This is a genomic window from Elongatibacter sediminis (assembly GCF_037892215.1).
Lineage (GTDB): Bacteria > Pseudomonadota > Gammaproteobacteria > Xanthomonadales > SZUA-36 > Elongatibacter > Elongatibacter sediminis.
In genome coordinates this window covers 101,543-122,108 of sequence record NZ_JAZHOG010000008.1, presented here as the reverse complement: position 1 = coordinate 122,108, position 20,566 = coordinate 101,543, and the positions used below count along the sequence as shown (strand labels likewise).

Here is a 20,566-nt window from a genome sequence, read left to right as displayed (position 1 = left end):
TCCTCCAGCTCGGATGCACGGTCATCGTCAGTCGACGACACGAATCGTTTCCTTGTCTTCGAATTCGGCAATACTCGAAATCACAACCTGTTCTCCCTCGCTCAGTCCGTCCACGACTTCGACCCGGTTCACACTCCGGGCCCCGAGGACCACCGTGCGCTTGCGGGCGATTCCGTCCGCCCCGAGCACGAATGCAATGCGCCCGCCCGCCGAATCGGCGAATGCCCCGCGTTGCAGGGTGAGCACCGCCTCCAGGCGATCCATGACAATGCGAGCGGTCACTCGTTGATTCTGACGCAGACCAGGCGGTGCCGCGTCGCGAAACCGCAATCGGCCGGTAACTTCACTGTTGATTACTTCCGGGGAGAGCGAAGTGAGATCAGCGGCATACTGGCGGGCGTTGTATTGCACTTCGGCCGGCATGCCGATGCCCAGATCGTCTGCGTAGGCTTCGGGAATACGCACCTCGACTTCGAACGCGCTCAGGTCGACGACGGTAACCAGCGGTTGGTTCGGCGCTACTGCCGCCTTTTGTTCGACCGCGACGTTACCGACGATTCCTGACACCGGGGAACGGATGGTCAGATCATCGACCCGTCGCTTGAGGTTGTTGACCAGCAGTTGCTGCTGCTCCACCGCCAGTTGTTTGGTGCGTATCTCAAAAGCCTGGCGGTCCCGTTCCAGTTCAGCGTCCTGTTCCGCGTGGCGGAATTCAACCTCGGCGCGCGCCAGATCATCGCGGTATCGCTCGTAGTCGATCTGTGAAATGGCCTGGATCGCCAATGATTGCTCTGCCCGGCGCATTTCGCGCTGCGCGGCGGTCAGTTCCACCCGGGCGAGGTCGATGACTTGCTGACTGGTAACCTGATCCTTGCGCGCCTGGATTTTCTGGCGCTCGACTTCCGCCCGCAGACCTGCCAGCGCTGACGCTTCCTGTTCGAATTCCGACTCGACCTCCGGACTGTGCAAAAGGGCCAGTTCCATTCCGGTCGTCACTTCATCACCGGGTTGGACGTGCAAGGTCACGGTTCCCGCAGCAGGGCTGTACAGCGTGGGACTGACGGCCGCGACGATACGGCCCTGCACATTTACGTCGCGAAGCAGGTCACCACGTTGCACCCGGGCGGTGCGGATACGGTCACCCGACACGCTCAGGTCGGTTGCGAGCCAGGTACCCAGAGCATTGACCGCCGCCAGCGCCAGGGCCAGAACGACCGTCACGACCAAGCCCAGAACCATTATCCGGCGCTTGCGGTTGGGACGTTCCCGGGCGACATCCTGAGCCGAGGTATCTCGTATACCTTTGTGCATGTTGATTTCCTGACGAGTATCCCCTTTGGATGCAACAATCGGGCCATTCGTTTAAACCGCACCGCAGAGAGGTGACTGGAGGCCAGTGGAAGCCCGGGACTGTCCGGCGGACAGCGACGGACCGGTTCGCGGACACTCACGGGGCCGAAATCGTCCCGATTTCGCTGCAATGCACGTAGTTGTGGATTTTTAGCCAAAATTGGCTATACTGGGTTCCACCATGGAACATCCGACACATATTGGCAGGAGGCCAAATCACTGGATCCCGGCCCGGCGGCGCAAGGAAGCGTCGTCCTGGCGCGGCCGGGCATCTCCCAATCCCAGCGGCTGAGGCGCTGACCCACATGTCCCGTCGCCTTCTAGCCGTCGTGGCCGGAACACTAGCCACGCTCGCATTCATCGTGGGCGCGGTGGCTGCCACCCTTTATTTCCCGTATCAGCAGGCCCGCAACCGTGCCGAATCGCAATTGGCCGAGGGACTGCGCGTCCAAAGAGAGCTTCTGGTCCGGCTGGCCGAATCACCGGAAGACATGGTCCCGCCGGCGGCAAGCGGCAACACCCGCGACGAGACCCTTCTCCCACTTCTGGCTGCCCAGTCGCTGCTGCAGGATATTCCGACACCGGTCGAATACTGTGTCGGCCGGCTGGACAACGGCCGCCCGGTCGTCGTGCTGCAATCCAAGGGTGGGGAAATCGACACGCGCCGACTGGGCATTGACGCCGACGACGGGTTGGCGGTGTTCATGCAGCGCGCTCTGGCCGGGCGTACGGGTACGGATACGGGCCCGGACTTTGCCGGCCGGGAAATGCTCGGTGCTTACCGATGGCTGCCGGAATTCCAGCTGGGGCTGGTTGCGAAACTTCCCATGTCGGAAATTCGCCGCCCTTATGTGCAGGCTGTGCTGGTCAATTCCATGGCGTGGATGGTCGTCGCCCTGCTCATCACGCTGGGCTTTCGCAGCGCCATCATTCCCATTCGCAAGCGCCTGAAAATCCGCGAATCCGAGTATCGCGCCATCTTTGACGGTGCCCTGGACGGAATCGTAACCGCCGATGCGCAAGGCATGATTCGCTCGGCCAATCCGGCCGCCCTCTCGATGTTGGGCTACCGGCAACGCGAACTGGTGGGCCGGGCGGTCAGCGACATCTGTGCCATTGCAGACGATCATGATCCGCAGAGCGACCTCAAGCAGTTGCTGGAATCGGAGCTGCCGGATTCATCCGGGACGGACCGGGAAATCGTGTCGCGCCACAAGGACGGCTCGACATTTCCATGCAGCCTGCGGCTGAGCCGGATTTACGTCGACGGCGAATGGCTGGCCATGGCCATGCTGCGCGACATTTCAACCCACCGGCAGACGGCCGAAGCGCTCAGGAAGGCAAAAGAATCCGCCGAAGCTGTCGCGCAGGCCCGCGCACGCTTTCTCGCCGAGATGAGTCACGAAATCCGCAGCCCGATGTCCGGTGTTTCCGGCATGCTCGAGCTGCTGCGCTCCACGCCACTGGACGAAACCCAGCGCCAATACGTGGAACTGGCGCAGGACTCCGCTTCCGCTCTTCTCGGGGTCATCAACGACATCCTCGATCATTCCAAGATAGAAAGCGGCAACCTGGAACTCGAACAGGTGCCGTTCAATCCCGCCCAACTGCTCGAACAGGTTGCCGGCCTGTTCCGTTTGAGGGCCGAGGACAAGTGCTTGCGCCTGACCGTGGACTGCGAGGACGGCCTTCCCAGCCGCGTGTCGGGTGACCCCCTGCGGCTGCGCCAGATTCTCGTCAATCTCGTTGATAACGCCATCAAGTTCACCGATCAAGGCGAGGTGAGGCTCAAATTGCGAAGGGAACCCGGGAAACCACTGGGCGACCGGTTTAATTTCACGGTCGAGGACACCGGGAGTGGCCTCACGCACAGTCAGCGGGAAGGCCTGTTTGTTCCGTATGCGCAAGCCGGTGTTTCAACGGCGAGGCTGCAAGGCGGCACCGGCCTGGGTTTGTCGATCAGCCGCCGCATCGTCGAACTCATGGACGGAGAAATCGGCGTGGACTCTCAACCGGGCAGAGGATCACGATTCTGGTTTTCGGTACCGCTGCAGGTGCTGCCCGACTCGGCACCGCTGCCCGACATCGCTGTTACGCATCCCCCGATGGAGATTCCCCCGGGAATGAGCACCGCGGCCCCGCGCCCTTCGACCGAAGACGAGGCTAGGTCGAGTACAGCGGCCCTGGCCTGCAAACCGAATGACGGCGAGACTGGGGATGAAGCCGAGCCCGGCCCCCACGTGCTGGTGGCCGACGACAAGGAAGTGAATCGTATCCTCTGTGAGGAAATGCTGGCAGCCCTCGGCGTACGGGTCACCACCGTCAACGATGGCCAGCAGGCCGTGGACCGGATGTTCGAGGAGGACTTCGACCTGGTGTTGATGGACTGCCAGATGCCATTGCTGGACGGCTATGCCGCCAGCCGCCGCATCCGCGCCCGGGAAGCCTCCGAAGGACGACCCCGGACGCCGATCATCGCATTGACCGCCCACGCCATGTTCGGCGCACGCGAAGACTGCCTCGCGGCCGGCATGGACGATCATCTGGCCAAACCGTTCAGGCTGGCACAGCTTCAGTCCATTATGGAAACATGGTTACCGCGAGTCGACGCAGGCGCCTGACCAATATCTCCGGCGCGATGCATTATCCGGGCTGACGCATCTGCCACTTGATGGCCGCGATCGCCGATTCGGGCGTGATGCCCAATGCCTGCAGAATTTCATCGGTGATGGTCTGCAGATGTACCGACCCGAGGTGTTGACAGGCTTCGTGCTCGTGCCCCTCGGGCAGACTGAACTGCCGATTCCGGTCATTGTCGAGGAAGCACAGGCCTTCGAAGGCCCCCAACCGCGCTTTGCCGTTGGAAACCTGGAGCAGCACATCCACCTGGAACTCCGGAAAAGTCAACCGGTGCCAGGCACCGAAACGGTTCGCCCCCCCCTGGCCCCAGTCGAGAAATTCCAGATCGAACAGTTGGGAAATTCGCGCCGAAGGCAGGCTCTCCTGCGCTTCTTGCAGGTAGTAGGCCCAGACTTGCGGCACGTAGCGCTGAACATTCTCGCAAAAGGTATCCCGGTCGAATGCGAGGGTGTTGAGGTGATCCGCGAAATTATGCTGAACGAATACATTCAGCGCGGCTCGCATTAAAGCGTAGGAATAGCGTGCGACCGGGCGTTTGACCCGCTCCTCGTGCTTGTCCAGTTCGAAGTTTCGCTGCAGTTCACCAATATCGAAATCCTGGTAATTGGTCAGTAATGCATCCAGAGTTCTTTCGCGGGTCATTTTGGTTTCTCCCTTTCCTCAGGTTTATTCTCGCCGCGTCCTAGCAGCTGTTTAGTTTGATGATGATGTCGGCGTCCGTCGTCGACGACATCGGCAGATTGAAGCGGGTCCAGCCGTTGGCACCCGTGTCTGAACCCTGCACAGACAAGGTCGGGCTGCACGCAACCCGAGTCTGGTTGTGCTTGTAGTAGTTGGTGACCGTGATGCGCGGATTGTTGACCCCGGATTCCAGCAGGCAGGCGAATCCGGTGTTCGTACGATTGCACTGCGCGCCGGTGGCGGATATCTCAACATCAGAAGCCTTGAAGCCGTTGATGTTCGACGTAATGGTGCCCTCGACCTCAATCTGGTTTACCCCGGGAGGCGGCGTGCTGCTTTGCGCACTCACGTAGAGTATCTGCGAATTGAGATCAGCCACGTACTGTGGATCAATGGGATCTGTCCCGGTCAGACCGAGATTGCCGCTGTGCACCTTGGCATCGATCGTGGAGTCGCCGGTACCCTGGGTGCGTTGTGCGACACCGCGGCTGTGGGTGTTGTTGTCAGCGATGGCTTCGTTGCTCACGTCCACCGGGTTGTTGAATGGAGTTTCGTTCCAGCGTGCCAGCCAGGTGAGCTGAACGTCGTAAAAAGGGATGATCTCCAGCGGCGTGGTGATGTACGGCGCACCACACTCCACGCCGGTACCTCCATCCTGCAGGCAGTCTACGATGGTGCGCAGGGTATCGGACATGTAGTCAACGTAAATCCCGCGTCCACGCAATTGCTGGCTGGTATTGCCAAGCGGGGTCGGCAGGATCGTTGGATCGTCGGACTCGGTGGCCGGAAACTGGACTACGGGCGTCATGTCTTCAGGCGCGGTCAACTGCGGCGGGTTAAGCTCGTAGGCATCGACACCGTCCATGGCGGACTCGTACAGTCCCAGGGCGTCCGTCACGTAATCGGAATAGACGGACACCTCCGCGCTGGTATTCAGGTAATCCTCTGGAAACAGGTTCAACCCTTCCTGGCGCAGATCCTGGGCCACCTGCCAGAAACCATCCTTGCGCACCATGCGGCAGGCTTCCATGTAATTGCTGCCGTTGGATTCGGCAAGCGTCAGCCCGCCACTGCTGTTGCGGTAGTAGTGTTTATGATCGCCGCTCAATGCGCCGCTGGAGTGATACTCATCCGCGGGACGGAACGGGTCGTATTTCGAACGCCCCGGGTCGGCGGGGTCGTCTTCTTCTCCTGTTCCGCCGTCGTGGTGGTCGCGGCAGCAGAGATCACACAGTTGGCTCTGTTGGTTGGACGTGCCCACGCCATGGACTTTGGATACGAATTCACCGCGGGTGTAGTCGTTGCCATCCCAGATCGTGGGCCGCAACCCGCCTGCTTCACCCGAGTTCGGTACGCGCAATTGGCAGTTACAGCTTACGGCGCGAAATTCCTCGCGCCGGAGGAAGGTGGCGCCCTGGTCATCCTGGGAATAGGTCACGACGTCGAACGTCGTTTCCACCAGTTCATCGTCCCGAATGACCCTGGGCAGCGGCGTGGTCGACTCCTTGAATTTGTTGTCACCCAGCGAAATCGAAATGATCTCCGGATTGCTGCCCGGATTGTAATCGATGGTCGGCAGGTACAGCCCCCCGGTGCCACCGGTGGCCGACTTGGCGTCAGCCGCGGAGGTGATTGACGAAATGACTTCACTCATGACCACCCCGTCGCTCCCCAACCGGCCCTGGGTAGATTTGGATTTGTCGATCATGAACTCCGGCCCGTCACCCCAGCCCACGTTGATGCGCATGAGTTTGAAGTCCGATACCGCTGCGACGAGAGGCTCGGTTGTCGTGAAGGACTCGGCCGCCCGGTCGTACCAGTAATCGGTGACCTGAAGGTCCACCGAATAGGTAATGCCGCCGCGCGTGACCGTGTACTGGCGGGTCTCGATATCCAGGTAGGCATACTCGAGGCCATCAGGATCCTGAGTGATCCGGCTGAAGCCTCGATTGGTTTCAATTGCCTCCTCTGCGATATTGATCGCGACCGTGCGCGTATTGGATTCTGCCGCCGACCGGGCCAGGCCGCCCTGCAACTGGGTCAGTGCCAGAATGCCGACCGCGAACACGGTAATGCCAACGAGCACTTCCAACAAAGTCATGCCCGTCTGCATGCCCTGATTCGATTCCACGGCAAAAATCATCGGTTCATCACTCCCAGTCCCGGTGAAAATCGGTCCAGCCCCCTGCCAGGGTGCCGATACCGCCGGTTCCGGCGGTGATACGCGCGACGGTTTCCACGTAGACGACCTGAAAGGTTCCGGAGAACTTGTCGATGGCCGCATCGACAATGACGGCGCCGTAAAAAGTATTGTTGCCCGTGCCTTCGATGGACGCTGCGGCATCTTCCACATCGGTGACGTACAAGGTGCCGAACATCTTGGTTCCGCCATTGAAGCGGATCGTCGAGGCCGCGGAAATCAGCATGACGGGCGCGTGTTGCGAGCCGATAACGGTATTGGATCCGATGTGACACAGCGGCCCCGTGGCCCAGTACACGCCGTAGGAATTGGGGCCCAGCTCACTGCAGTCGTCGATGATCTGGGCCTGGCTCTTGATCGCCTCGTAGTGTGTCTTCGGAATGCCGAAATAGAACGTGAACAGGTCACACGGAAACTCGGTATCGAGATCCATGTCGATACCGATCACGTCACTGTTGCCATGGGTGTAGCTGATCGACTCACTGACCGAACAACTGCAACTACCTGGACACTCGAGATTCTCCGGAACCTGTTCGGTTTCGTACCATTCGTGCAGCTCACAGGTCGACCAGGAACCGCTACTGGGGTCAACAACGGCCTGGTTCGGGCAATTGGGATTGTTGTTCAACCAGACCGACACGGGAACGCCAACGCCGCCACCGTTGGGGTTGGGAATAATTTCGGCAGTGCCGGACGGTGCCCAGGACGTTCGCGTGGTTAACGGTACGCCGGGGCCGTTACCACCCGATAGCACCCCGTAGTTCGCCAGGGGTTCGGCGACCAGCGCCTCGGCCCCGCAGGTACCGTCGCTGCAATCGGCCCGCCCCCGCGCGAGAATGGTGATCATGTAGTGATATTCATCCGCGATATTCGGATCGCGGCTACAGCCCTGCACCGGCGGCGAAGCAAAATCGCTGACCATGAGCTTGCACAACAGGGCGTACACGGTGACTTCCTGGCCTGTCCCCGACAATACCGTGTCGGTACCAAGTGAAACTTCGGTTGAACCGTTGCGGGAGTAGTAATAGGTTTCCGCCCGGCGATCGAGATCGGGTTCGGCGAAGCAAGGGTGCGATCCGTGCCCCGCGGACAAATCGACATCGGCACACGGCAACCACCGGGTTGCGCCGGCGGCGAGCCAACCGTCGGTGCCATCGGGTAGCTTGTCGATCAGATCGGAAGCGATCAGCGCCGAATTGGCAATGAAATATTCCTTGGCGTGCTGGATGCCTGTTTCGGCGGCATGCAACGCCAGTTTCTGCCGCACTTCATTGGACGAGGTCCGTTGTTCGGCAACACCCGCCCGCACCGCGAACATCATCATCAGGGTCAGCATCACCAGGATGAAGACGCCGGTGAATACCGTGAGTACACCACGCTGATGCCTGATGGGCTGCCATTGAGCGGTTGCTTGCATCTTCTGATTCATCCTTGAATCTGTTCAGGCGCCATTCCATGCGCCGCTGGTTCGCCGTCGCCGGCTACATGTACAAGTTGTTGCGCAGCTTGATGACGTCATCAATCCGGCGCGAAATGGACGCGTCCGTCGTCAATTCGCCGCTGATGCTCAAGCGCAGTTTGCGAACCTTCTGCTGGAACTGGTTGCCTTCCCCATCATCCCAGATCACTTCCGCATACGAGAGGGTGTCATCCACACTGAACCCGGTGATCGTTATGTCATTCGGGTCCGTCACCAGACCCCAGTTGGCATTCACTCCGTCGCAGTCCGGAACAGTCGAACCCACCCACATCTCGATGACACCCACGCCATTCTGCACCGTGCGCCGAAATGCGCCCGCGCCGTTTTCGGTCATGTCGCCGTCAAAATCGCGGTCCAGCTGGTAGATGAAGCAGTCACCGTCCTGGCTGATTTGAACATCCCCTGACCAGGCCACCGTACCATCGCTTGCACAGTCCGGGTTGGCGAAGCACAGCACGGCATCCGCAGAATAATTACTGCGACGAACATCACGGGTCATCATCTGCAGTGCAATCCGCATGTCATCCGTCAGCTTGCTCATTTTGACCACCCGCGATGTATTGGACAGCGAGTTGATCATCAGTCCGACCATGGAAGCTGTGACGACCAGGCTGATACTGGTCGCAACGATCACTTCCATGAGACTGAAGCCACGGGACGTCCGCGGACCGCAGCAGTGCTTGTGACGTTTCATCGCAATCATTCTTACAAATCCTGTGAGCAAGTATTGAAGCCCTGAATGCTCTCGCTGGGCTCGGGCAGACAAACAGAAACTCGCCCGGTCGGAATGACATCCAGATTAACCTGATAATTGCTATCAGCCGCACCCAGGCCCAGCGACATGACATCGGACGAATCCGTAAACAGGCCGCGCACCGGATCAAAAACATAGGCACCATCGCCTGAAACCGACCGGATCAGATTGGGAGTCTCGATATCCCGATCCCTCAGCGCCCACTGTTCGCCTTCCAGCGCGCAGTACCCGTTTGCTTCGGGCCTTGTCTCCGTACAATCGCAAGGAAGCTGGCCGAGCACGGCTCCGATGCACCAACTCCCATCCGTTTCCGTGGCGTAGGACACCGCAACCATACGGTTGCGTTTAATGGACTCGCTCTGCACGGAATTGACGAATGCCGCGATATGCTCGGCCCCCTGCGCGACACGACGCTTTTCAACCGCATTTTCGTACGATGGAATACCCAGTCCGATCACAACCGCGACCATTCCGACCGTGGCGACCAGTTCTGTGAGACCGAACCCCGAATTGGCGGCACGCAGTCCGCGAGACGCCCTTCCCTTGTGTGTTTCACCCTTTCCAAATCCATTCATTGTCAATCATCCTGATCGACGCTCTCATCCTGAGAGCCCCCTGGTTGATGTCACCCAACATCATTATTGATCCCCTGGCGACATTTATACGGGTCAGGGCGGCACGGCAACACTGCAACAATTGACAGTCACCCGCCGTAAGACTGGCAGTCCGGCCAGAAGGTGCTTTCCGACAGAGCCGCCGGGGTTTAATATCAAGCACATATCTACCGTATAAGCAGGGAACCCTTAATCTCCCCGCTGACGGTGCCCGATCATTCCCACAGCCGCGAGATGGGAAGGAGACTTGAAATGGCAGGAGAAACTGCTTTACGCATACTCGTGGCCGACGATAACGAGATCAACCAGCGGGTCATCCGCGGTATGCTCGAACATCGTGGCCACGAGGTCGATTCCGTGCATAACGGCGAGGAAGTTCTGTGCGCCCTCGCCGCCAACCCGTACGACCTGGTGATCATGGATTGTATGATGCCATCAATGGACGGTTACGAGTCCACCCGGAAAATCCGGGCCTCGAAGAACCAGGGATTCGATCCGGACATACCGGTTCTGGCCATTACCGCACTGGCGGCGCCCGGAGACCGGGAGAAATGTCTGGCCTGCGGCATGGACGACTACATCAGCAAGCCCGTGGTCGCCGACTACCTGTTTGAAAAACTGGACACCCTGTTCGGCGAACTGGAACCATCCGACTCCCGTGCCGCTACGGCCGTGCACGCGCCGTCGCCGCCCCCGGCGGACATACTGGATTCACTGAAAGACCGTCTGGCCACAGATTTGAAGCATTGGCGGCAAGAACTCCAGCGCTTGTCCAACACGGATGGCCTCCAGGCCCTGGGCCAACTGGCGCACAAGATTCGCGGAGCGGCTGACGTTTTTGGCGAACAAGCCCTTTCAAAGGCGGCAGAAAACCTGGAAAACTGCGCCCGCAACAACGACGGGAAGTCAGCCCCCGGATTGAAATCCAGGTTGACCGAAGAAATTCGCCATCTGGAATCGAGGTTGCACCCGCCCCGGCGGAAGCACGACTGACGTTTTTGCGTGATCATGATGACATGAGCAAGCCGCAACAGCCACTGACGACCTCAGAGGGTGACTGGGAGAAATCCGCGGAGAACAGCGCTCGCCTGCTCGATGCCATCAGCCGGGCACAGGAACACTATATTTCCCGCAACGAAGCCGAAACCTTTTTCCCGCGCCTGCTCGAGGGCTTCATCGAGCTGACCGGCAGCGCCGGCGGCTTCATGGGCAGGGTTTGGACGCCCGAGGACGGCGTACCGGAACTGGATATTCTGGCAGTATCCGCGGCCTCCGGGGATGAATTGTGCGAATCCGTGGCCGGGCCGAATCTGCCGACTGACATGCGCGGCATCACTGCGGAAGACTGGATGCAGGCGGTGCTGAACCACCGAAAACCCCTCATCGCCACGGACACCGACCCGGGTTTACCCGTACCGCCACTACCGCACTGTCTTCAGCCAGCGACTTCCGTTCTGGTCCTGCCGGTACTCAACGGCAGGGAACTGGTTGGCGTTGTGGCGGCTGTGAACCGGGAGGGTGGTTATGACGCTTCCATCACGGAATTTCTCAAACCCCTGCTGCGCACCTACGGACAGCTTTTCCGGGCTTACGAGAGCGACAGGGAATCCGCTCGCCAGGAACGTCAATTCACGGCACATCGTGAGCGCCTCGAACGTCAGGTCGCGGATCGTGCCCGGACGATTGCAGATCAGGCACTCGTCATCAATGCCATTCACAATGCCATAATCACGACCGACGAAAGCCTCAGGGTCGTGCGCTGGAATGTAGGGGCAGAAGTGCTGCTCGGCTGGACCTCCGAAGAAGCATGTGGCCAGCGTATCGATCAATTGCTTGCCAGCCCGGGCGAGGACGGCGAAAACCTCGAACAACTGCGACAGGGACGCCAGCAGGAGTTTGAAACCGCCATTCGCCGCGCGGATGACAGTACACTTCATGTCCATGTTTCCTGTTCCATCGCCCAGGACCATGACGGCGAATCCCAGCTGATCCTTGTCCTCATCGACCGTTCGAGAGAGATAGAAGCTCACACCAGGGTCGCCGAAAGCGAAGCCCGATACCGGACCCTGTTCAATCTTTCACCTGACGCCATCGCTACCATTCGCAATGGGCGCTACGTCGATTGCAACCAGGCCACGCTCGAACTGTTCGGACTGGATTCATACGAACAATTGAACTCCGTGGGTATTGGGGCACTGTCACCACCGATGCAGCCCGATGGACGGGATTCCGCCGTTGCCGCAACCGAATATTTCAAGACCTGCCTCGAGAAAGGAAGGATATGGTTTGACTGGTACTACCGGAGTCTGGCCGGACGCGAGTTTCCGGCCCGGGTTTTCCTGCAACCCGTAGCGATTGGAGATGTCACCCTGATCCAGGCCGTTATTCGCGATATCAGCCACGAAGTCGAAGCAGAGCGGCGTCTGCAAGCCCATCGCGAATACCTCGAGGCGGTACTCGAAGGTAGCCCAACGGCAATAATGGTGACCGATATCGAAAGCGGTGCCGTTCGGCTCGCCAACGCCAGTGCGCGAGCGATGCTCGGCGTGGGCGACGAAGATGTCCAGTCATTGAATTCCAATGAACTCTGGGTGGACGATGTCGAACGAACGCGGTTGCTCGATGAATTGCGAAGGGATGGGCTGGCTCAAGGCGAGACGACACTTCGCCGGCCTGACGGCAGCGAATTCGAAGCGCGGGTGGACTGGCAGTTCAATCCCGGCAGCGAGCGTGAAATTCTGTGCTGGTCGGTCGACATCACCGAACAGCGTGACGTACTGAACCGTTTACACCATCAGGAGCGGATGCTGCAAAGCATTGTCGACCACCTGCCGGTTGCCCTGTTCTGCAAGGACATCAACGATGGATTCCGCTATACGCTGTGCAACCGCAAGTGCGAGGAGTTGTATGGCTGGCCCAGTGAAGAGGTGGTTGGCCGCAATGACTTCGAACTCGCACCCGCACACGTGGCCCTGCGCTATCGCGAGGAGGACCTCGAAATCGCGGAGACTGCCCAACCGCTGGTAATCCCCGAAGATCGAATATCCTCGGCGACTGGAGAAACACTATACGGCCACACCATCAAAATCGCCATTCCAGACAGCCGGGGACAACCATCACTCATCGTCGGTATCTGCGAGGACGTGACGGAGCGACGCGAGGCGGCTCAGGCCCTCCACTCCAGTGAACGGCGATTCCGCGAACTCGCCGAACATGCCCCGGTCGGGATTTTCCTGACCGACCCGCGCGGCTCCTGCATCTTCGTCAATGAGGCCTGGCAGCAAAGCACCGGTCTCAGCCAGGAAGATGCGATCGGTGATGGCTGGCTGACCGCCTTGCATCCGGACGACCGTGCCGAGAAGGTGGAGCGTTGGCGGGCATTTGTGGGCGGCACAGACAGTTTCGACCTGGAGTACCGTTTCCAGCATGCCGACGGCCGCACAATCTGGGTATCGGGAAATGCCGTGCCGTTCCGTAACGACGCCGGTCAGACGATCGGTTATCTCGGCACGACCACGGATATCACCGAGCGGAAACGAGTCGAAGCAGAACTGCAGAAATCACGGGACGAGGCTCATCGTGCCAATCAGGCCAAGTCCGAATTCCTGTCGCGCATGAGTCACGAACTACGCACACCTCTGAATGCGGTTCTGGGCTTTGGCCAGTTGCTGCAGATGGGCAGTGAAAACTTTTCCGACAGCCAGATAGAAGGCGTTGATCAAATCCTGGCCGGTGGCGAACACCTGCTGCAACTGATTGACGACGTACTGGACTATTCCCGCATCGAAACCGGCCACATGAATCTCGGTATTCAGCGGGTCGATACGGCGGAGCCCCTGGAGCGGGCGCTGTCCCTGGTCCGCTCGATGGCGGAACATCATGACATCCAGCTTCACCCACCCGAGGGTCCGTCGGTCGGGGTAATGGCCGACCCGAGACGCTTGCAGCAGATCCTGGTAAACCTGCTGTCCAATGCCATCAAATACAATCGTCCGGGGGGGCGAGTCGAAATCCTCCAGGAATCGCTGCAGGGCGGCATGGTCCGCATCTCGGTCAGGGATACCGGCACCGGCATTCGCGGGGAAGACCAGGACCGGCTGTTCGAACCCTTCGAGCGTGTTCTCGATGCCAGCCGCCTTATCGAGGGTACCGGAATCGGATTGAGTATCTGCAAACGCCTGGTCGAACTGATGGGCGGGCGCATTGCATTCGAGAGCGAATCCGGTGTGGGATCGGTGTTCTGGATCGATCTGCCAGCTGCCGAATCGGAACAGGAAGACGACTCCTGGCTGTTCGGAACCCTCGATTCACTGGTCGACGCGACAGACCTGGAAGGATTGCGCATCCTCTATATCGAGGACCACCTGGCCAGCATTCACTTCATGTACGAAATCACCCGCCGGGTGAATGACAGCGAATTGCTTACCGCGACCAACGCGATTGACGGAATCGCCCTGGCCAAATCGGCCCGGCCGGACGTTATCCTGATGGATTTGAACATGCCGGGACTGAGTGGGTTCCAGGCACTCGAGGCGCTGCGCAGTGACGAACGCACTCAAGACATTCCGGTCATCGCTTTGTCGGCGAACGCGACCGCTGAAACTTCCGGCGCGGTCGAAGAGGCGGGATTTACAGACTTCGTTCTGAAGCCTTTGCGACTCGGAAACCTGTTCGAATCCGTGTCCGCGGCCGTGCGATCGGCACAGGCTGCGACAGACGAAAACATCGATTGACCCGTTCCGGCTGCCGGATCCGCGTGGCCGCGGATCCGCGAGTCTCAGGTTTACTCAGGCCGTTTGGTTTGCGGAAATCGTTTCGAGAAAGCCTGACAGTCGAACCGGGGAACCATCCACGGACTCGACTTCGCCCTGGATTTTGAGCCAGCGATAACCACCGTGTATGAGAACCCGGCAGTTCTGCTCAAGCCGTTCGCCGTTTCCCTCGCTGCGCGCCAGGGCATGTGCCATGGTCATGCGGTCCTCGGGATGCAGCAAGGCACTGAAAGTCTGCAGATCCTTGCCGATCACGTCAGGCCCGAACGCATTCCGTGCGCCGGACTGAACCCGAAAACGGCCACTGCGCAAATCGAGCTCGAAGGCCCCGGATCGACCGGGGCCCGAGCGCCGTGTTTGATCGGCATTGAGGGTATGCAACGACATTCTCGATCATCTCTCCATGGTTGCCTGGTGCTTACTTGCCACCCCAGAGCTGATTCTCGGGGCAGTATGGCATCGGGACACCGTTCTCCAGATCGGACAGATACCGTTCGGTATGACCCGGACCGTGCTTGGCATGGCAAAGCTCATGATTCAGCGCGCACTTGTCCCCTTTCCAGTAATAGGCCCGCGCCACACCCTCTTCCTGGGGAATGACACAACCGCTGATCCGGGCGTCCGGATTGATGCGGGCAGTGGCTTCCTTCACATCGGCACACTGAACGTCCAGTTCATCCCGGAACAAGGGCTCGGCGACCACGATCGATCCCATCGGCTGATAGGACTCCGTTACGCCGTACGCTTCGCACTCACTTGCGATATCAGGCCAGTGCACACAACCCGTCAGCATCATCGTCCCGGCGAAGATCAACACCAGGAAACGACGCGCGTTTCGATTCATGGGCATTGCTACCTGCCCTTCAGTGGAATTCATTTCCTGTTTCTCTTCCATGATTTTCCCCTTTCCAACTGCGGATCCGGTTCAATGTGGTTTGCCTGCCGGACCATCAGGCTTTAGTACGGAGTCCAACCAGAACCTTCCCACGGTTCGGATGACCTCCATAAAACTGTCACTTTCCAAAGGCTTGTGTGCGATCCCGTTCGCATTCAGACGGCACGCATCGGCGGCATCATCGTCTGAGGCGGACGAACTCATGAGCACCACTGGAATGGATTTCATTTGCTCATCAGACTTGATTACAGCCAACACCTCGAGACCGCTCATGCGGCTAATATCCGCATCCAGCAGTACCAGATCGGGTTGTCGGCTCAGGCGGTCGGCGACCACCTGGGTGAGATACTTCAGTGCCGCGATTCCGTCCTCGGCCACCTGCAACCGGTGCTCCAGTTCCAGTGCTTCGAGTGCTTCCCGGGTGAGCTGAATGTTGGCCGGATCTGTCCCCACGAGCAGGACCTCCCGGCATGCGTTTCCAACGTCCCTGTGGTCAGCTGTTTTCACATTCATTTCCCGTTACCCGATTCCTGTCGGAATCCGCTCCTGGATGAAAGCGCGGGCGACTTCCGTGTCCCCCTTCAGGTGTACTGCACCGGGTTCACATGCTGCCTTCTCGCCAAGGCCTCGTGGTGCAACGCATACCTGCGCGCCAAAATGATCTGCATCCCTGGGGATGCGAACTTGCTCCGGGCTCCGTCCAGTTGGAAAGCTTCCCGGGCGCAGTGGAATCATCTCCCGTCAGGGCCAGTTGGACCACTGTGAATAGTGACAGTCGGAGTGGGGAAAACGAACGGTTCGCGGGGGAATTTGACACGGCGCCTGGAAGCGCCGAAAGGTGCTTCAGGACTCCAGCAACCCGCTCTTGACGGCAAATCGCACGAGCTGTGCGTTATTTTCGATACCGAGGGTTTCCATGATGCGGTACTTGTGAAAAGCGATGGTCCGCGGCGTCAGGCTCAGTATCTTGGCGGCTTCCTTCATGGTATTGCCTTCGGCCAGCAACTGCAGAATTTCACGTTGCCGAACCGTTAGTTTTTCAACCAGGTCGCGCTTGCCGCCCTGTACCAGGGAGCCGATCATGCTTTCGGTCACCAGCGGCGTAATGTAGGTTGACCCGGCCGCGACCGACTTGATCGCCTGAAGCAACTCCGAGGCGGCGGAACTCTTCAGCAGGTAGCCCTTGGCGCCGGCACGCACCACCTCGGCGACAATGTCCGGGTCGTCGGAAACGGTGAGGAAGATGATCTTGAGGTCCGGGAGGACTTTCAGCAATTTGATGCAGGCGTCAACGCCGTTGAGCACCGGCATCGAAATATCGGTCACCACGACATCGGGTTTGTGCTCTTTTACGGTCCGGATCAGTTCGTGGCCGTCGGATGCCGTTGCCACGACGTCCACTTCCGGGGACAGCAACGTTCGAAACGCTTCCAGCACGAGGGTATGGTCATCAGCGAGAACAACTCGAACGGGACCCATACTCAATTACTCTCCATGTAAGCCGCGGCCACCCGATATCGGGAACCGGAGATGCGCGGAAACCCAACTGTAACATCCGGCGCGCCGCGGTTAAACCATGTCCGGCTCCTGTTCCGACGGAAAGCCTAGGGCAGTGAATGCCCCTGACGAACTGTCAACATTGACAGTTTTCCCAACGCGGCGGATCAGCGACCCTGTGCATCAGCGCGAAAGGACTCGCGTATTGCAAAGCACGGTTTTCCACCGAATGCGGGGAATCGGGAAAAAATGAAAGTTTGGCGGGCAAGCAAACGGACGTTGCCAGGTTCGTCCCTGCAGGGGCATCGGGGAAATGCGCTTCCCACTCCGGTGCCTCTGCCTCCTGCTCAAGCGTCACACTGGCGCCACGCCACGCATTTCAGCGCAAACCCAACGGATCCGACGGATCCACCCCCGGCATGAACTGCAGACGGCGATCGACGTCGGTAACCTGATAAACCAGGCCGAGCCAATTGTTGAACATCGCTTTGGCGGTATCGCCCCAGGTATTGTCAATCAAAGGCTCGATGCGCCGGACCGGAAATTCCGCAGGCTCCTGCCCCTTTCCAATGGCCTCGGAAGCTTCGCGCAGGTAGCTCTCCGCGATTTCCACGGCATCGGCATCCATGTAGTTTTCCGGCAAGGGCGGCGGCTGCTTCAGCTCTCCAGCCAGAAAACGCATGACTTCACGCCGGTACTCTTTGAGCAGACTGTTGGCGTCGTACTCCGGATGGCCCTGGAAATAGACCACGCGAAAACCGTCTGGGCTAACGGCGGTATGCACGCCGGATTCCTCACCCTCGACCAGCACCGTGAGACCGGCGGCCTCCAACTGTTCGCGCGAAATATCGTTGTAGCGGGAATGGGGCGTATCGAAGCGTGTATTGATTTCACGCAGCAGCGGATGGTCGGGGCAGCACGTGCGATGACTGTAAACCCCCCAACGCTTGGCGGGTAGTGGCCGCCGTTCAATACCGTGACCGTGCTTGAGCAGGGCGTGGGTGGCCAGGCAGGAACACAGCACCGAGGAAACGTGTTTCTCGGCCCACGCCACCACTTCCATCAGCGGCTCCCAGAACGGCTCCTCGTCGAGGGCCGGATTGGCTACGTTCGCACCGGTAATGATGAGGGCATCCAGCCCCTGCTCTTTCAGATCCTCGAACCGGGCGTAGTGTTGTTCGATATAGCCCAGCGCCTGGTCACCACGTGGCAGACCGGGAAGAGAAAACGGGTAAACGAAAAATTGGGCGATACGGTTGCAGTTGCCGATCAGGCGGATGAACTGGCGTTCGGTCGCTTCGAGTGCGGCATCCGGCATCATATTCAGAAATCCGATGTGCAGTTCCCGAATGTCCTGGTGCAGAGCCCGTTCAAGCGACAACACCTCCTGTCCCTGATCGCGCAGGCGCCTGAATGTCGGCAGATTGAAGTGTTCAACCAATGGCATCGGCGAAGTTTAACCCGGATATCGCCCGCGTGCGCACCGCGAAACGGTGGTGGGCGGAATGTCCCAAAAAAAAACGCCCGGCTGGCCGGGCGTTTTCACGACTTTCTGTTGGTGGCTCAGTCGTCGTCGCCGACCGCCTTCATCGACAGGCGAATCCGGCCCTGCTTGTCGACTTCCAGGACCTTGACCTTGACCATGTCACCTTCCTTGACCACATCAGTCACGTTCTCGACGCGTTCGTCGGAAAGCTGTGAGATGTGGACCAGTCCGTCACGACCCGGCGTCAGAGTGACGAAAGCACCAAAGTTCATGATCTTGATGACCTTCCCTTCGAATACCTGACCGGGTTCGATATCGGAGGTAATCTGTTCAATGCGCGTACGCGCCGCATCGGCGGCTTCCTTGTTAACCGAAGCGATGGTCACAGTGCCGTCATCAGCGATATCGATCGTGGTTCCGGTTTCCTCGGTAATCGCGCGGATGGTGACACCGCCCTTGCCGATCACATCCCGGATCTTGTCAGGGTGCACCTTGATCGTCATCAGACGCGGAGCGTAGGCGGACATTTCACCACGCGGCGCGTCCAGAACCTTGTTCATCTCGCCGAGGATGAAATGACGCCCGTCACGAGCCTGCGCCAGTGCGATTTTCATGATTTCCTCGTTGATGCCCTCGATCTTGATATCCATCTGCAGGGCGGTGATGCCGTCGACACTGCCAGCCACCTTGAAGTCCATGTCGCCAAGGTGATCCTCGTCACCGAGGATATCGGAAAGCACGGCGAAACGATCGCCTTCCTTGATCAGGCCCATGGCGATACCGGCGACCGGCTGCTTGACCGGTACGCCCGCGTCCATCAGTGCCAGAGAGGTGCCGCAGACCGAAGCCATGGAACTGGAACCGTTGGATTCGGTGATTTCTGAAACCACGCGGACCACGTAGGGGAAATCTTCCTGCGAGGGCAGAACCGCGGAAATACCGCGCCGCGCCAGACGCCCATGGCCGATTTCACGCCGCTTTGGCCCACTCATGAAGCCGGTTTCGCCCACGCAGTAGGGAGGGAAGTTGTAATGCAGCATGAAGGGATCGCGGTATTCGCCCGTGACGGCATCGATAATCTGCGCATCGCGGGTCGTCCCCAGCGTGGTGGTCACGATTGCCTGGGTTTCACCCCGGGTGAAAAGGGCCGAACCATGGGTCCGGGGCAGGACACCGCATTCGACCGAGATGGGACGAACGGTCGTCAGATCACGGCCGTCGATACGTGCTTCACCTGAGAGAATCCGGTCACGCACGAGGAATTTTTCGAGCTTGGACACGGCATCCGACACCTCGCCGGGTTCCGGTGCCGACTCGTCTCCTTCGACGCAGAGTGCGGCGATGGTGGCTTCCTTGACCGCCGAAATCGCGTCCCGGCGCTCCAGCTTGTCGGCAATGCCGTAAGCCTGGATCAGACCGTCTTCGGCCGCTGCCTTGACTTTCTCCGCCAGGCTCTCATCGGCCTGGGCAGCTTCCCACGGCCACGGAACCACACCCGCTTCAGCCGCAAGTTCACGGACCGCCTGAATCACGGTCTGCATGGCTTCATGACCGAACATCACAGCGCCGAGCATAACGTCCTCGGACAGCAGCTTGGCTTCAGACTCGACCATGAGCACGGCTTTTTCCGTACCGGCGACGACCAGATCCAGTTGCGAATCCTCGAGCTGCGAAGCCGTCGGATTAAGCACGTACTCGCCATTCGTGTATCCGACGCGGGCCGCGCCGATGGGGCCACTGAACGGGATACCGGAAAGGGCCAGCGCGGCAGACGTACCGATCAGAGCCGGGATGTCACCGTCCACCTCGGGATTCGACGACATCAAGGTGGCGATCACCTGCACCTCGTTCATGAAACCCTTCGGGAACAGAGGACGGATCGGGCGGTCGATCAGCCGACAGGTCAAGGTTTCCTTTTCGGTCGGACGTCCTTCACGCTTGAAAAAACCGCCGGGGATGCGGCCGGCGGCATAGAATTTTTCCTGGTAATTGACGGTCAGGGGAAAGAACGGACGATTGGGATCGGCGGTCTTCTTGCCCACCACGGTTACGAGCACCGCGGTATCCGCCATTCTGACGACGACCGCGCCGTCGGCCTGGCGCGCCACCTGCCCCGTTTCCAGGGTTACTTCGTGTTCGCCGAATTGAAAAGTTTTTGTGAGTTTCTGCACTGGACGATTCCTGCTCTCAGGGTTTC

The 20,566-nt window shown here is 59.4% G+C and carries 15 protein-coding genes; 3 read left to right on the top strand and 12 right to left on the bottom strand.

What is annotated here, in order from left to right:
- Positions 1-27 precede the first annotated feature (27 nt).
- Positions 28-1,311 (bottom strand): efflux RND transporter periplasmic adaptor subunit, encoded by a 1,284-nt coding sequence (locus V3330_RS12795; RefSeq protein ID WP_354695821.1) that lies wholly within the window; start codon positions 1,309-1,311, stop codon positions 28-30.
- 344 nt (positions 1,312-1,655) lie between these two features.
- Between V3330_RS12795 and V3330_RS12790 the strand changes: the two genes are divergently transcribed.
- Positions 1,656-3,971 (top strand): ATP-binding protein, encoded by a 2,316-nt coding sequence (locus V3330_RS12790; protein WP_354695820.1) that lies wholly within the window; start codon positions 1,656-1,658, stop codon positions 3,969-3,971.
- A gap of 22 nt (positions 3,972-3,993) precedes the next feature.
- On the opposite strand, the gene V3330_RS12785 is transcribed toward V3330_RS12790, so the two are convergent.
- The 5 genes from V3330_RS12785 to V3330_RS12765 all read right to left on the bottom strand — a co-directional run bounded on the left by V3330_RS12785 (position 3,994) and on the right by V3330_RS12765 (position 9,680).
- Positions 3,994-4,632, bottom strand: coding sequence for a hypothetical protein (locus V3330_RS12785; protein WP_354695819.1), 639 nt, complete (start codon positions 4,630-4,632; stop codon positions 3,994-3,996).
- 40 nt (positions 4,633-4,672) lie between these two features.
- Positions 4,673-6,814: a type IV pilus modification PilV family protein gene (locus V3330_RS12780; protein ID WP_354695818.1), complete on the bottom strand. Its 2,142-nt coding sequence runs from the start codon at positions 6,812-6,814 to the stop codon at positions 4,673-4,675.
- A gap of 7 nt (positions 6,815-6,821) precedes the next feature.
- A complete protein-coding gene (locus V3330_RS12775) occupies positions 6,822-8,288 on the bottom strand; it encodes a pilus assembly PilX family protein (RefSeq protein ID WP_354695817.1) in 1,467 nt (488 codons plus the stop codon).
- A gap of 64 nt (positions 8,289-8,352) precedes the next feature.
- Positions 8,353-9,054 carry a PilW family protein gene (locus tag V3330_RS12770; RefSeq protein WP_354695816.1) on the bottom strand — a complete coding sequence of 234 codons (702 nt, stop codon included), beginning with the start codon at positions 9,052-9,054 and terminating at the stop codon, positions 8,353-8,355.
- A 2-nt stretch (positions 9,055-9,056) separates the two neighbouring features.
- On the bottom strand, positions 9,057-9,680 hold the full coding sequence (locus V3330_RS12765; protein WP_354695815.1) for a pilus assembly FimT family protein: 624 nt from the start codon (positions 9,678-9,680) through the stop codon (positions 9,057-9,059).
- Positions 9,681-9,971: 291 nt separating this feature from the next.
- On the opposite strand from V3330_RS12765, the gene V3330_RS12760 reads away from it, so the two are divergent.
- A complete protein-coding gene (locus V3330_RS12760) occupies positions 9,972-10,712 on the top strand; it encodes a response regulator (protein ID WP_354695814.1) in 741 nt (246 codons plus the stop codon).
- Positions 10,713-10,735: 23 nt separating this feature from the next.
- Entirely contained in the window at positions 10,736-14,452 is a 3,717-nt protein-coding gene (locus V3330_RS12755; protein WP_354695813.1) for a PAS domain S-box protein, read from the top strand.
- Positions 14,453-14,506: 54 nt separating this feature from the next.
- Here the strand turns inward: V3330_RS12755 and V3330_RS12750 are convergent, their stop codons facing one another.
- The 6 genes from V3330_RS12750 to pnp all read right to left on the bottom strand — a co-directional run bounded on the left by V3330_RS12750 (position 14,507) and on the right by pnp (position 20,540).
- A complete protein-coding gene (locus V3330_RS12750; RefSeq protein ID WP_354695812.1) occupies positions 14,507-14,878 on the bottom strand; it encodes a PAS domain-containing protein in 372 nt (123 codons plus the stop codon).
- Between the two features lie 31 nt (positions 14,879-14,909).
- Complete coding sequence (locus V3330_RS12745; RefSeq protein ID WP_354695811.1) at positions 14,910-15,335, bottom strand: hypothetical protein; 426 nt, start codon at positions 15,333-15,335, stop codon at positions 14,910-14,912.
- 81 nt (positions 15,336-15,416) lie between these two features.
- The gene (locus tag V3330_RS12740) at positions 15,417-15,893 is read right to left on the bottom strand and encodes a response regulator (protein ID WP_354695810.1); all 477 of its coding nucleotides are present in this window, start codon (positions 15,891-15,893) and stop codon (positions 15,417-15,419) included.
- A gap of 336 nt (positions 15,894-16,229) precedes the next feature.
- Positions 16,230-16,865: a response regulator transcription factor gene (locus V3330_RS12735; protein ID WP_354695809.1), complete on the bottom strand. Its 636-nt coding sequence runs from the start codon at positions 16,863-16,865 to the stop codon at positions 16,230-16,232.
- A gap of 397 nt (positions 16,866-17,262) precedes the next feature.
- Positions 17,263-18,330 (bottom strand): homoserine O-succinyltransferase MetA, encoded by a 1,068-nt coding sequence (metA, locus tag V3330_RS12730; protein WP_354695808.1) that lies wholly within the window; start codon positions 18,328-18,330, stop codon positions 17,263-17,265.
- A 116-nt stretch (positions 18,331-18,446) separates the two neighbouring features.
- Positions 18,447-20,540, bottom strand: a complete 2,094-nt coding sequence (gene pnp / locus V3330_RS12725; protein ID WP_354695807.1) for a polyribonucleotide nucleotidyltransferase — start codon at positions 20,538-20,540, stop codon at positions 18,447-18,449.
- Positions 20,541-20,566 lie beyond the last annotated feature (26 nt).

Bases quoted from the DNA above. Each gene is read 5' to 3' on its own strand.
- V3330_RS12735 (WP_354695809.1), bottom strand. From the start codon at position 16,865: ATGGGTCCCGTTCGAGTTGTTCTCGCTGATGACCATACCCTCGTGCTG.
- V3330_RS12760 (WP_354695814.1), top strand. From the start codon at position 9,972: ATGGCAGGAGAAACTGCTTTACGCATACTCGTGGCCGACGATAACGAG.
- V3330_RS12770 (WP_354695816.1), bottom strand. From the start codon at position 9,054: ATGATTGCGATGAAACGTCACAAGCACTGCTGCGGTCCGCGGACGTCC.
- V3330_RS12750 (WP_354695812.1), bottom strand. From the start codon at position 14,878: ATGTCGTTGCATACCCTCAATGCCGATCAAACACGGCGCTCGGGCCCC.
- V3330_RS12765 (WP_354695815.1), bottom strand. From the start codon at position 9,680: ATGAATGGATTTGGAAAGGGTGAAACACACAAGGGAAGGGCGTCTCGC.
- V3330_RS12795 (WP_354695821.1), bottom strand. From the start codon at position 1,311: ATGCACAAAGGTATACGAGATACCTCGGCTCAGGATGTCGCCCGGGAA.
- V3330_RS12780 (WP_354695818.1), bottom strand. From the start codon at position 6,814: ATGATTTTTGCCGTGGAATCGAATCAGGGCATGCAGACGGGCATGACT.
- V3330_RS12745 (WP_354695811.1), bottom strand. From the start codon at position 15,335: ATGAATCGAAACGCGCGTCGTTTCCTGGTGTTGATCTTCGCCGGGACG.
- metA (WP_354695808.1), bottom strand. From the start codon at position 18,330: ATGCCATTGGTTGAACACTTCAATCTGCCGACATTCAGGCGCCTGCGC.
- V3330_RS12775 (WP_354695817.1), bottom strand. From the start codon at position 8,288: ATGCAAGCAACCGCTCAATGGCAGCCCATCAGGCATCAGCGTGGTGTA.
- V3330_RS12755 (WP_354695813.1), top strand. From the start codon at position 10,736: ATGAGCAAGCCGCAACAGCCACTGACGACCTCAGAGGGTGACTGGGAG.
- V3330_RS12785 (WP_354695819.1), bottom strand. From the start codon at position 4,632: ATGACCCGCGAAAGAACTCTGGATGCATTACTGACCAATTACCAGGAT.
- V3330_RS12790 (WP_354695820.1), top strand. From the start codon at position 1,656: ATGTCCCGTCGCCTTCTAGCCGTCGTGGCCGGAACACTAGCCACGCTC.